The sequence below is a fragment of the Caldibacillus thermoamylovorans genome (assembly GCF_000751775.1).
Taxonomy (GTDB): domain Bacteria; phylum Bacillota; class Bacilli; order Bacillales; family Caldibacillaceae; genus Caldifermentibacillus; species Caldifermentibacillus hisashii.
Genome location: NZ_CCRF01000064.1, coordinates 16,489 through 29,422, shown reverse-complemented (window position 1 = coordinate 29,422; position 12,934 = coordinate 16,489). Strand labels below are relative to the sequence as shown.

Here is a 12,934-nt window from a genome sequence, read left to right as displayed (position 1 = left end):
TTTTTAAAGAAGGTATGTGAATCGAGCGTCTTTCCGTGAAGCATTAAAAATTGGTTTTGGTTCCGTTATCGGTTTTGTTGGAAGTACGATTGTTAAATTGATGATCATGGTTATTATGGTTGGATATTTCTTGATTCTTGTCCTATAAAAGAAAAAATACCGAATGTCAATAGCCATTTCTAAAAATTTTTAGGCATTTTATTTGAAACTGGAATCGAGTTTTGCTAATCTAAACATACAAGCTCTCATTCCCAAATGATAGCTTAATTACATAATTTTTCTATATCAAAGGAGGAATAAAACATGGCATTTGAATTACCACAATTACCTTATGCGTATGATGCATTAGAACCGCATATTGACAAAGAAACAATGAATATTCACCATACGAAACATCATAATACGTATGTTACAAATTTAAATAATGCAGTGGCAGGAACAGAATTTGAAAATAAGACGGTTGAAGAATTAGTTTCTAACTTAGATGCTGTTCCGGAAAACATTCGCACTGCTGTCCGTAATAACGGTGGCGGACATTATAACCACTCTTTATTCTGGCAACTTCTTTCACCAAATGGTGGCGGCGAGCCTTCAGGTGCACTTCTGGATGCCATCAACGCTAAATTTGGAAGTTTCTCTGCGTTTAAAGATGAATTTACTAAAGCTGCAACAGGTCGTTTCGGTTCAGGCTGGGCTTGGCTTGTCGTAAACAATGGTGAGTTGGAAATCACCAGCACACCGAACCAAGACACGCCATTAAGCGAAGGAAAGACACCGATTCTTGGTTTAGATGTTTGGGAACATGCTTATTACTTAAAATATCAAAACCGTCGTCCCGATTATATCGCAGCTTTCTGGAACGTGGTTAACTGGGATGAAGTGGCAAAACGTTATCAAGCAGCAAAATAATGTTAAATGGAAAAAACCAGTAGAGTCGTATCTACTGGTTTTTTGTATATCTCCCCATCTTCTACAAAGAATACAATTAAAGGGGAGTATGTAATGAAGCAAAAAAGTCAAAAAAAATGGCTGGGTGATGTACATATCACAAAAGATTTGCTGTTGCTTTTACTGATTGGCGGTCTTTATTCCTTAAGTATCGCTTTATCTAATACGTTTGTTAATGTCTATTTATGGAAACAAACGGGTGATTTCTTTCAAATAGGATTATACAATTTGACCGTTGCCATTATCCAACCGGTTACTTTCATATTTGCCGGACGAATGGCGAAAAAAGTCGATCGCATTATTGTTCTTCGTCTCGGTGTGATCTTTTTGGCCATTTTTTTTATTTCAGTATTATTGACTTGTTCGGAGGCAAGTCGTTATTTACTATTACTCGGGACATTACTTGGTATCGGATACGGATTTTACTGGCTCGCTTATAACGTATTAACATTTGAAATTACCGAACCGGATACGAGGGATTTTTTTAACGGATTTTTAGGTGTATTAAATTCGCTTGGCGGGATGATCGGTCCATTAGTTGCCGGCTTTATTATTTCCCAATTCAAACAATTTTACGGGTATACAATTATTTTTTCCGCATCCCTTGGCTTATTCGCTTTGGCAACGATTTTAAGTTTTTTTATGAAAAAAAGACCTGCAACAGGAAATTATTTTTTCTCTGCCATTATTAAAGAGCGAAAAAGGAATCCAAATTGGAAAATGGTGACAAATGCAACATTTTTTCAAGGGATTAGAGAAGGGATCTTTGCGTTTGTTATCAATATATATGTTTACATAGCCACCGGCAGTGAAATGGCATTAGGTACCTATGCTTTCGTTAATTCCATTGTATCTTTTATTACTTATTATTTAGCCAGTCGCTTTATTAAAAAACAATACAGGAAAAGGGCGATTTTACTTGGCGGGATATTGTTATTTACTTCAGTGTTCCTCATCATTTTCCATGTCTCTTATCCCATTTTCCTTGTCTATTCTGCATTAATCGCCTTTGCCTATCCCGTCGTTCTTGTCCCGTTTATATCCACCTCCTATGATGTAATCGGGCAGGGGTGGCAAGCGAGAGAAATGAGAATTGAATATATTGTTGTAAAAGAGCTGTTTCTCAATGCCGGCCGAGCGTGCTCAATTATCATCTTTTTATTTTCGATTCTGTATTTTCCGGTTAAAACCATCCTACCTTTATTATTGATTGTCCTTGGTTCAGGCTATTTGTTTATTTATTTCTTTGTTCGTCATATTCAATTAAAAGGGATCTTTTCTTAGGAGGTCCCTTTTTCCTTTCATCATCTTTCCCTTTCTTTTCCTTAACCTTTTCCTAGAAATATGAAGCAAAATCAAATAAAATAGAAAGTATGGATATTTTCTTCTTTATATGTGGATGAAGGGAAAGAGGTTGGTGTACTTGTGAAAAATAATCAAAAAAACAATAAGAAAAAAAATCATATACCTTTACGGATGAATATATTGTTTTTTACTGTTTTCGTCATGTTTTCTATCTTAATTTTAAGATTAGGGGTTGTCCAAATTGTTGAAGGTGAGGAATATAAAAATGAAGTTCGAAAAACAGAAGAAATATCTGTAAATCATTCAGTTCCCCGCGGCGAATTATATGATTCAACTTATAAAAAAGTTGTTTACAATGTTCCGCAAAAAGCAATTACGTACACGCCGCCTAAAAATCCGCAACCGGATGAATTGTATGAAATTGCGAAAAAGCTGGCCAAATTTATTCAGATGCCAGAGGATGATATGAAAAAAGTAACGGAACGGGATAAAAAAGATATTTGGCTTCTTGAAAATAAAAATGGAAAGAAACTTGTAACCCGTTCTGAAGAGAAAAACTTAAAGGACAAAGAGCTGTATCAATTAAAATTGGAGCGAATTACCGAAGAACAATTACAATCGGTCGATATGAATGTAGCAGCGATTTATCGAAAAATTTATTCGGCTACCGCTTTGACCCCAACGATTGTAAAAAATATAAATGTCACCGATGAAGAATATGCAGCGGTTAGTGAAAACTTAGCGAATCTGCCGGGCGTGGATGTAACGACGGACTGGGAACGGGCATATCAGTTTGGCGATGTATTTAGAGGAATGCTTGGCAGTGTAAAACAAGGATTGCCTGAAGACAAAGTCGATTTTTATCAGTCGAAAGGGTACAGTTTAAATGATCGTGTCGGCTACAGTTACATCGAACAATCTTTGGAAGATATTTTGCAAGGATCAAAAGCGGTTGTTAAAACCGAAACGGATAAATCCGGAAAAATCATAAATACCGAATCGGTATCTGACGGGAAAAGCGGTAAAGACGTTGTTTTGACCGTTGATATGGAATTACAAGCGGAAGTGGAAAGGATCCTTCAAGAGCATATGGCAAAAATTGTCCAATATCCGCGTACGAATTATTTTAATAAAGCATTTGTTGTTGTCATGAATCCGAAAACGGGGGAAATATTATCGCTAGCTGGAAAACAATACAATCGAAAGACGAGAGAATTTGAGGATTATGCCAATGGTACATTTACGTATTCGTTTGAACCTGGTTCGGTTATCAAAGGTGCAACCGTCCTGATGGGGTATCAGGCAGGGGTTATCAAACCTGGCAATATGGAAACCGATGAAAAAATGGTCTTTAAAAATGGTACTTCGATTTCATCTGTTTCTCGAATGGGTTTAATTAATGATTTGACCGCACTGGAACGGTCATCGAATATTTATATGGCGAAAGTTGCACTTAAAGTAGCCGGCGGAACCTATAAATATATGGGAACATTAAATATCGATTTAGATAAAATTAATGTGATGCGCAGTTATTTTGCCCAGTTCGGCCTCGGTACGAAGACCGGAATCGGTTTCGATAATGAAGTTGTCGGGATTCAACGTGCACCTGAATATCCGGGTCAATTATTATATTTTGGCTTTGGACAGTATGATACGTATACACCGTTACAATTGGCTCAATATGTGTCGACGATTGCCAATGACGGTTATCGGATGAAACCGCAACTGGTTAAAGAAATCCGGGAACCGAATGAAGATAGTAATGAACTTGGCCCAATTATTGAAGAAGTGAATCCAGTTGTCCTCAATCGGGTAGATATGCAAGATGCTTGGATTAAACGGGTGCAAGAAGGCTTTTGGCGGGTAGTCAATGGTTCTCGCGGTACAGCTAGGAATTATTTTAAAAATGTTCCAACAGTTGTAGCCGGAAAAACCGGTACGGCACAAAGTTGGTTTAAAGATGAAAAAACGGGGAGTACCGTCCAAACTGAAAATCTAACCTTTGTCGGCTATGCGCCGTATGATAACCCGGAAGTGGCAATTTCCGTTGTTTTACCGAATCTTTATACTGGAGGTAAATCACCTGTTGGTAGTGTGAACCTAGTAATTGCTCAAGAAGTGTTGGAAAAATATTTCAGTATAAAGGCTGACCGGGCGAAACAACCCGCTCAGAATCAAGCAACAGGTGAAACGACAGAGCAAGGAACAACTGAGACAAATCCATAAAAATTAAGGAACTGTCAGGAGAATTCACTCCAAGGACAGTTCCTTTTTATCATTTTGTAATCATATCAGCAATTTCTTGGTTTGATATTCCTTGCTTAAATTCATATTGTCCCGGTTGAACTCTTTTTTCATATCCATTTTGGACCATGAAGTTAATAAAATCATTTTGATCGGTAATAATATGAATTCCCGCAAGACCTCTGGCAATATCTTCCAAACTCATGCCCTCTCTAATTTCGAACATAAATACTTGTTGCTTTTCTTGTTCTTGTTCTGCTGTATTCGTTGGTGCATTTTTGCTTTCCTCGATCGTTTTTTTCAAATCTGCATTTTCCGCTTCAAGACCGGCAATTTTCTCTTTAAATAAATCCAATCTGTCCTTTTCGACCAGAGTATATCCTTCTTTTTCGGCTGTTGGTTCCGATTTAGCCGTATCATTTTCAAAAAAGAACCCGTACAGGAAAATAATGATCGAAGCAACCAACATTCCAATACTAAAAAAGCGAACGTTCAGTCTATTCATTGCTTGACCACCTTAATCGTTTCTAAAATTTGCTTCACTTCATCCTCACTTAGTGCAGACTGTTTCGCAATTTGTTCCACAGTCAATCCTTGCTCATGTAAAAGACGAACTTGTCCGACAATGATTGGATTCGGGTTTTTGGCTTGAGAAGGGTTTTTATCCATGTCACCAGGAATTAATAATTCTTCTTCTAAAATTTTCAATCGTTTTTTGATTTGAAAATTTTCCTGGTACATCTGGATCGACAATTGCTCAACCTCATTGCTCAATTCTTTCGTACGATCGGGAAGAAAAAATGAAACAACGATCAAAATAATCGCGATAGCCATTAGTACGAATATTAAAATATCCATATCATCACTCCCACCGTAAAGTTTATCATAATTTGACAAGGAACAACATAGATAAATAATAACTGAGAAATTTTTCCTATTTTTACATATATCATATCAAAGCCTGTCAATTTTACAAAAAATATGGCGAAAAAAACATAGGTAAAATAACAAAATATGACAAATTGCGTTTATTGTTCGAATAATGATTTGGTGTTACGATGAATATAATAATAATTTTGAAAAAGTAATTGGTGAAAATAGAGGAAGATAACATTAGAATGGGAGTGGGAACGATGAATATTTTGCATACGGAAGATTATTTAATGCAATTGAATTATCAGTTGAAATTTAATCATTTTCTTTATTGGAATGGAAAAATGAAGAAAATAACGGCAGGAGAAAATTGGTTAATGGATGGCAGCTTTCATATTAATTGCCGCTATTTGCATACGAAAGATGATTTTCTTTTGGCAAAGCTTTCTATTAGCAATTTAACAGATCAAAGAGTACCGATAAAAGTATTTGTCGAAAGCAATTTAAACGATCTGAAAAACAATTACGTTTTTGTCTCACCGAAAAAGGATGTTTTATTTTTAACGAATGAAGATGGATTGTTTTTGGCATCGGGGATGATTAACGGTACCTCGATGAGTCAATATGGTGTTTTAAAAAAGTATCAATACATTGAAAAAATTTGCGACGGAGTGATTCCTTTTAATCCGATTGGAACCGGGAATGTTGTTGGCTTATACACCCTCGAACAACTGCTTGTTCCTTATGAGACGACCGTAGCCTATACATGGACGCTTGCCTCAAAAACCTTTTCTGAAAAAGAATTGTTAAGTCGGGATGAACAGCTAAAATCGAGACTAGCTTTTTCATGAATTAAATGATATTATAGTAAGGTCGTAATTTGTGAATGGACTGGAGGGAATAATATGCGCGTAAACATTACATTGGCATGTACTGAGTGCGGTGAACGTAATTATATAACCACAAAAAATAAACGTAATAATCCCGATCGTTTAGAATTAAAGAAATATTGTCCTCGTGATAAAAAAACTACAGTACATCGTGAAACAAAGTAAACAGCAGGATTTCTCCTGCTGTTTTTCTTCATACGCAAAAGTTTAAATACCAGAAGGAAGGTAAATTCAGCGACAATCGTAAGGGTTTTTATAAGGTACAGTTTAAATTCCGGCAAGGATGCAAACTCGACGGCAATCGCTTTAGTTTTCTTTCGCACAATAGGAGGGGTCTGATGATATCGAAAAAAGAATTCAGGGAAAAAATGAAGGCCAAACTGTTATTGCTTACAAAAGAAGATTATCATGAAAAGTCAAGTTTGATCGCGGAAAAATTGTTTAAAACAGAAGAATGGAATAAGGCAAAAATGATAGGCATTACAATTTCCAGGTTTCCTGAAGTCAATACACACCCAATCATCGAGAGAGCTTGGTCCGAAGAAAAATTAGTGGCGGTGCCAAAATGTATTCCTTCGAGCAGGGCTTTGGAATTTTATACAATTCACAACTTTTCTGAAGTAGAGAAGGGTTATTTCGGATTATATGAACCATTGCCCAAAAAAGCAGAAAAAACAGATCCTGCTGAAATAGATTTATTATTTATCCCGGGGTTAGCTTTTACAAAAAACGGCTTTCGATTAGGTTATGGCGGCGGGTATTATGATCGTTTTTTACCGAATTTTACCGGGGAATCCATCGTTTTATCGTTCCGGGAACAACTGGTCGATTGGTTACCGGTTGAGGAATATGATTATCAAGTGAAAAAAATATTGACTGATGAAGATATGTTTGGGTTTGAAGAATGAGTCGGCGGCCTCCAAGATAATTTTTGGATAAAAAACGAAATTTGCCAAAAACTATTTTCAGGAGGTTGAAATCAATGTTATCACGTTTGTTGAAGTTAATGTTTGTAGGCTATGCGATAGTCAAGGCTTTTCAATATCGTTACCACATCATGAATTGGGTTTTAGGCAATGAACGGATTAGAAAATGGGCGGTGGCTACTTCCATGCGGATCCCGAGTATTCGAAACTTATTTATCCGTTCATCTTTTCGGACAACATCTGCTCAATAAAGAATTTTGGACAGGCTTTGATTGGTCTGTCTTTTTTTGTTGCCAATGCCAGGTCATTGAGCGGGCGCCCTTCGTATTTTTGTTGTCAATTTCTGAGCGCGACGGATTAAGTCCCGTTTGAACAAAGATGAATAGTCACCTGCGCTTTTCTTTGTTGCAATTTTTTCGTTTACTCCATTACAATGGTAGTAAGAAATTGGAATAGGAAAGCAGGGAATCGTTTGAGTTACCATACCGATTATTTATACTGGAAATTTATTCATTCCATGATTGTAGATGGATATCGAATTATGCATTTGGCTGAGGATCAACAGGAAGTTTGGTTGGAAAACATCGTTCATAAACAATTTCCGTTGATTCGGGTGAAACGGAAAGATATTGACTGGAGCAATTGGCTGCGTTCCGATATGAAGCAAACGATTTTGCAAGCGGATAAGATTCGTAAAATGTATTTTCGCAATAAATTTCAAGTGTTGAATATTTATTTCACCAGTCTCCCACCGGTGGATTCATATGAACCGTACGTCAATCGTCCCGTTCAAATCGAAAATGTAAAAACGAAAATGTATTCCATTTTATTTGATGAAAGTCATTTGCAAGACTCCGTTCAATTCGTGACAAAAATTATCGGGCAAAATCCGTTCGGTCAAATAAAAGAAGATTATTCTGATTATGAAGTGGGTGCTCTAAAAAGTCTGATTTCTCAAGAAACCATAGCTGCCGAAAAACGTGAAAAACAGTTGTTTAACCGGACCAAACCGTTTTTTACTTATTTTCTATTAGTTGCTATTACTTTCGTGTTTATTTTATTAGAAATGAACGGCGGGAGTACCAACCCGTACGTGTTACTTTATTTCGGCGCAAAATATAATCCGGCCATTTTAGATGGTGAATGGTGGCGATTCTTTACACCGATGTTTTTACATATTGGATTTCTCCATTTGTTTATGAACGGACTCAGTCTTTATTATTTGGGAACGGCTGTTGAAAGCATTTTTGGTCGGCTCCGATTTTTAATAATTTATCTTTTTTCCGGCTTTTTCGGAACGCTGGCGAGTTTTATTTTTAGTTCACATTTATCTGCCGGTGCCAGTGGGGCCATTTTCGGCTTATTTGGAGCTCTTCTTTATTTCGGAATCGAGCATAAACACACTTTTTTCCGGACGATCGGGCCCAATATTCTCGCCTTGATTGGTGTGAATGTTGTTATCGGTTTTGCCGTCCCTTCTATCGATATTTCCGGGCATATGGGTGGAATGATTGGCGGGTTTCTGGCAGCAGGTATTCTCGGACTTCCGGATACGAAAAAACGCTATAGAATGTATTATTTATTGCTAACCGTTGTCATTACAGCCATTGCCCTTTACTATGGATATCAGTTTCCAAACATCTAGTTATTGATTTGTTGTTTTAGTGAGATAAATTCGTTGTCTGCTGTTTGAAAAATGACGTAAAGGTATTGTTTTGCTTTTGATAGTAAAACAATAGGAACGGTACTGCCGATTGGTGAAATGAGTTGACCGTTTTGTTTTCTTATTCCCAAATAATAGTTCTTATATAGCCCTTCCCAAAGTTGACCGATAATTTCATCTGATTTTTGTCTGGAAAAGGAAGGGAGCGGCTGTTTTTGATAATTGGCTAATAAAGATAAGGGAATTATATGAAACTCAGCCAAATCAATATCAAGCTGTCTTACTGCTTTTTTTAAATTTGTTGAAATGATTTGATTTTCTTCTTTATCCAGGACTTCCTTCCATCCCGTTTCTTCTTCATTACTCGGCGTTTGGAAAGAAACAAGGGATGGGAGGGCATTTGGGATGATATAGAGAAAATCATCGGACATGCTTTGACTGCTTGTAATGGTTTCTTTTGCATGCAATTCGGCATGGTGAAAACTAATGGCTCTAACAATTTGATTATCTTTTTCGGTAAAAATTCCACTTAATTCCAAACTGTCTGTACTCTCCTCCCATTTCCCCAGTTTACCGATAAGAATTCCGCCCGCAAAAATGAAAGTTACATCCTGCCGTAAATAAGTTGGACGATCCAATCGAGAATAGGACTTTACAGAAAACTGATAACGATTTTGATCGGTTTTGATATTCATTATTTTTGTTTTTGCATCAAGGAATTGTGCTTCTGTATCCAGAGGAAAATAAGTGATGCTCTCCACCGTTTGATTATTTTTAAAGTGAAAAAAATACAGAGATGCGGTTATGGTAATCAGAGCTGAACATATGATTAGAAAAGTTTTTGTCGTTTTCATCTATTACTCCCCGCCATTCATTAAATGGATTAATTGATCATTCGTTCCTTTACCAGTGTATGTTCTTGTCCATCTATGTATGATCCGGTATTTATTTCAAGATGCGGGAGTTTGAATAAGTTTATTACCGTAAAAATGATGAACAAAGAAGTATGGAGGGATATATCTTTGTCTATTATGGTAATTAGGCGAAAAAAACCGATTGTCCAAACATTAAGGTAGGATATAGTGTCGAAAGAACGAAATATTTTTGATAAAACACCTCTTGGACATTTAGGTGAAAAATAGGGTGTCATAAAACTGGTATTTCGGAATAATCTTTAGAAATTTTTACATGTGTACCGATTAGGATATCTCCATCCTGTTAGCCAAAATTAGGCAGGTGTAAAAAACCATGGAAACGAATAATGAAAAAATCACTGTTTCGAAAAACATCCATGAGAATATAAACAATTTAAGGCAGATTTTAGGAATTGGAAAGAGCTTTGATGTCATTCAACTTGACTTACTTTATGCTGAGCGGGATATGGCAGTCTTTTTCATTGATGGTTTTATTAAAGATGATGTTTTTGTGCAAATAATGAAGCTGCTTAGCGGACTAAAGGCGGAAGAAATTTCTGACCATCCATTAGAAAAATTACTTCGAAGCTATATACCTTATGTTGAAATTGAAACAACCGATGATTTGCAAAAAGTTGCTGACATGGTGTTGGCCGGACCTACTGCATTAATTGTGGATGGTATCGATAAGGCAATTTTAATCGATGCAAGAACATATCCGGCAAGGAGCCCGGAAGAACCGGATATTGAACGTGTTGTCCGTGGTTCCAGAGACGGTTATGTTGAAACATTAGTATTTAATACAGCTTTAACGAGAAGGCGGATTCGTGACCGGACACTGCGGATGGAATATATGCAAGTCGGTCGCCGCTCGAAAACCGATGTTGTTGTTTGCTATTTGGAAGATATAGCAGATGAAGACCTTGTAATAGATATTAAAAAGTCTCTTGAAAAAATTGATACAGACGGGATTCCAATGGCCGAAAAAACAGTAGAAGAATTTATATCCGGTAATCATTGGAATCCGTATCCAACCGTCCGTTATACCGAAAGGCCGGATACCGCTGCCGCTCATTTATATGAAGGGCATGTCTGCATTATTGTCGACGGTTCTCCCAGCGTCATCATTGCACCGACAACCTTTTGGCACCATCTGCAACATGCGGAGGAATACCGAAATAAGCCGGTGGTCGGTGCTTACTTACGACTTGTCCGGTTTTTGGCTGTCTGGGCATCGATATTTTTATTACCGCTTTGGTACTTATTGGCCGTTCAACCGGAACTGTTACCGGAACGACTTTCTTTTATCGGTCCGAATGAAGACGGTCAAATTCCGTTATATCTTCAATTTTTATTAATCGAAGTTGGGATCGATATGTTAAGGATGGCCGCGATCCATACCCCGAATTCATTGGCAACTGCACTCGGTTTAGTCGCCGCACTAATGATCGGCCAAGTTGCCGTTGAAGTTGGTCTGTTTTCCAATGAAGTGATTCTTTATTTATCTATTGCTGCGATTGGGATGTTTGCAACACCTAGCTATGAAATGAGTCTGGCCAACCGAATTTTCCGTCTTATTTTATTAACCTTGACTGCCATCCTCCATGAAATTGGTTTTGTTATTGGGACCTTTTTATGGGTGCTTTTGTTGGTTACCATGAAATCCTATAATGTCCCTTATTTGTGGCCATTTATTCCTTTTGACTTCAAGGGGATGATGGACATCATCATTCGGGCGCCAATCCCGTTGAAGAGGACACGCCCGAAGTTTTTGGATCCGAAAGACCCGGATCGGTAATTTCCGTAACCAATTGTTAAAAAAGCTGCTGAAGAAGCAGTTTTTTTATGATCATTTTTTGTTTATAATGAGAGGGGAGAACTTGTTTTGATTAAAGGGTGGTAGAAGAGTTGAAAACAATTTATGATATTCAACAATTATTGAAACAGTTTGGTACAATTATATATGTCGGCGATCGGTTAGCTGATTTACAATTGATGGAATCAGAAGTGACAGAATTGTTTCGCTCGCAATTAATTGATATAAAAGATTACCAAATGGCATTATTATTGTTACGACAAGAAATACAAAAAGAAATAGATAAGAAAAAGAAAAGGTGATTGTATGGAAAAGGAATTTATTTTCAGCATTGATTTAGGCGGAACTTCATCAAAGGTTGCAATCTTGAAAACAGATGGAAAAATATTGGAAAAATGGGAAATACCGACAAACAAAGCGGAAAATGGTAAGTTCATTGTTGAAGAAATCTATTATTCTTTTAATAAGAAAATCAATGAGTTAAACATCAAACCGGACCAATTTTTTGGTATCGGAATGGGTGCTCCCGGACCGGTATTGAAGGACGGGCGAATAACCCGGGCAGTTAATATTGGTTGGGAAAATTATCCTTTAAAGGCTGAACTGGAAAAGACCTTCTCGTTACCGGCATATGTCGAAAATGATGCGAATTGTGCTGCATTGGGCGAGCTCTGGCTGGGAGCAGGTAAAGGATTAAAGGATATTGTCGCTATTACTCTTGGTACCGGTGTCGGTGGCGGTGTCATTATTGACGGTCATATTGTTGGCGGCACGACCGGTGGCGGGGGAGAAATTGGCCATATGACAGTACAACTTGAACATGGTTTTCAATGTAATTGTGGAAAAACCGGCTGTTTAGAAACCGTTGCCTCAGCTACCGGTGTTGTCAATTTAGCTATGCAAAGAATTGAAAGCTTGGAAAAAGAAACGATTTTAACTACTGTCTTAAAAGAAAAAGGGAAACTAACTTCCAAAGATATTTTTGATGCTGTTCATGAAGATGAGATTGCCGGGGAGATAGTCGATCGTGTCGGTTATTATTTAGGTTATGCCTTGAGTACGTTAAGTGCGATTTTGAATCCCGAGGCAATTATTATCGGTGGCGGTGTTTCAAAGGCCGGAAACAAGTTATTGGAACCGGTTAATACCTATTACCAGAAATTTGCTTTTCCACCAACCGGTACCGATACAAAGATTTTGCTTGCTGAATTAGGTAATGATGCCGGGATTATTGGAGCCGGTTATTTGGTCAAGCAAAACAGTTAACTGTTTATGCTATTCCTCTCTTGTTTGACACACAAAGGGATAAACATTTCATACAATGAAGATGACAATAAAGTGTTGGAACAAAGGGG

15 protein-coding genes are annotated in these 12,934 nt (G+C 37.3%); 12 read left to right on the top strand and 3 right to left on the bottom strand.

All coding sequences use genetic code 11. The features are described 5' to 3' along the window. Positions 1–16 precede the first annotated feature (16 nt). The 4 genes from BT1A1_RS18680 (at position 17) to BT1A1_RS10830 (ending at position 4,479) form a co-directional block, all read left to right on the top strand. Complete coding sequence (locus BT1A1_RS18680) at positions 17–148, top strand: DUF456 family protein (protein WP_152641301.1); 132 nt, start codon at positions 17–19, stop codon at positions 146–148. Positions 149–303: 155 nt separating this feature from the next. Then, complete coding sequence (gene sodA, locus BT1A1_RS10840) at positions 304–909, top strand: superoxide dismutase SodA (protein ID WP_034771067.1); 606 nt, start codon at positions 304–306, stop codon at positions 907–909. Positions 910–1,002: 93 nt separating this feature from the next. Then, complete coding sequence (locus BT1A1_RS10835) at positions 1,003–2,232, top strand: MFS transporter (protein ID WP_034771065.1); 1,230 nt, start codon at positions 1,003–1,005, stop codon at positions 2,230–2,232. Between the two features lie 192 nt (positions 2,233–2,424). Beyond that, positions 2,425–4,479 (top strand): peptidoglycan D,D-transpeptidase FtsI family protein, encoded by a 2,055-nt coding sequence (locus BT1A1_RS10830; protein ID WP_051989109.1) that lies wholly within the window; start codon positions 2,425–2,427, stop codon positions 4,477–4,479. 49 nt (positions 4,480–4,528) lie between these two features. Here the strand turns inward: BT1A1_RS10830 and BT1A1_RS10825 are convergent, their stop codons facing one another. Beyond that, positions 4,529–5,002, bottom strand: a complete 474-nt coding sequence (locus BT1A1_RS10825; protein WP_034771063.1) for an MltG/YceG/YrrL family protein — start codon at positions 5,000–5,002, stop codon at positions 4,529–4,531. Next, entirely contained in the window at positions 4,999–5,355 is a 357-nt protein-coding gene (locus BT1A1_RS10820; RefSeq protein ID WP_034771060.1) for a hypothetical protein, read from the bottom strand. The genes BT1A1_RS10825 and BT1A1_RS10820 overlap by 4 nt, the downstream gene beginning before the upstream one ends. A 275-nt stretch (positions 5,356–5,630) precedes the next feature. Here BT1A1_RS10820 and BT1A1_RS10815 point away from each other — a divergent pair, with 275 nt between their 5' ends. The 5 genes from BT1A1_RS10815 to BT1A1_RS10795 all read left to right on the top strand — a co-directional run bounded on the left by BT1A1_RS10815 (position 5,631) and on the right by BT1A1_RS10795 (position 8,831). Further along, positions 5,631–6,221, top strand: a complete 591-nt coding sequence (locus BT1A1_RS10815) for a hypothetical protein (RefSeq protein ID WP_156103220.1) — start codon at positions 5,631–5,633, stop codon at positions 6,219–6,221. A 54-nt stretch (positions 6,222–6,275) separates the two neighbouring features. Continuing rightward, positions 6,276–6,425, top strand: a complete 150-nt coding sequence (gene rpmG, locus BT1A1_RS10810; protein WP_034771055.1) for a 50S ribosomal protein L33 — start codon at positions 6,276–6,278, stop codon at positions 6,423–6,425. Between the two features lie 173 nt (positions 6,426–6,598). Beyond that, entirely contained in the window at positions 6,599–7,168 is a 570-nt protein-coding gene (locus BT1A1_RS10805; protein ID WP_081912344.1) for a 5-formyltetrahydrofolate cyclo-ligase, read from the top strand. Positions 7,169–7,242: 74 nt separating this feature from the next. Continuing rightward, positions 7,243–7,437, top strand: coding sequence for a hypothetical protein (locus BT1A1_RS10800; RefSeq protein WP_034771052.1), 195 nt, complete (start codon positions 7,243–7,245; stop codon positions 7,435–7,437). A gap of 221 nt (positions 7,438–7,658) precedes the next feature. Continuing rightward, complete coding sequence (locus BT1A1_RS10795; protein ID WP_034771050.1) at positions 7,659–8,831, top strand: rhomboid family intramembrane serine protease; 1,173 nt, start codon at positions 7,659–7,661, stop codon at positions 8,829–8,831. Here the strand turns inward: BT1A1_RS10795 and BT1A1_RS10790 are convergent. Continuing rightward, complete coding sequence (locus tag BT1A1_RS10790; protein ID WP_051989102.1) at positions 8,828–9,703, bottom strand: hypothetical protein; 876 nt, start codon at positions 9,701–9,703, stop codon at positions 8,828–8,830. The two genes, BT1A1_RS10795 and BT1A1_RS10790, sit on opposite strands and share 4 nt — an antisense overlap. Before the next feature lie 394 nt (positions 9,704–10,097). Here BT1A1_RS10790 and BT1A1_RS10785 point away from each other — a divergent pair, with 394 nt between their 5' ends. The 3 genes from BT1A1_RS10785 to BT1A1_RS10775 all read left to right on the top strand — a co-directional run bounded on the left by BT1A1_RS10785 (position 10,098) and on the right by BT1A1_RS10775 (position 12,845). Continuing rightward, a complete protein-coding gene (locus BT1A1_RS10785; RefSeq protein WP_034771047.1) occupies positions 10,098–11,561 on the top strand; it encodes a spore germination protein in 1,464 nt (487 codons plus the stop codon). A 110-nt stretch (positions 11,562–11,671) separates the two neighbouring features. Continuing rightward, complete coding sequence (locus tag BT1A1_RS10780; RefSeq protein ID WP_034771045.1) at positions 11,672–11,881, top strand: YqgQ family protein; 210 nt, start codon at positions 11,672–11,674, stop codon at positions 11,879–11,881. A gap of 4 nt (positions 11,882–11,885) precedes the next feature. After that, a complete protein-coding gene (locus tag BT1A1_RS10775) occupies positions 11,886–12,845 on the top strand; it encodes an ROK family glucokinase (protein ID WP_034771042.1) in 960 nt (319 codons plus the stop codon). Positions 12,846–12,934: the final 89 nt, after the last annotated feature.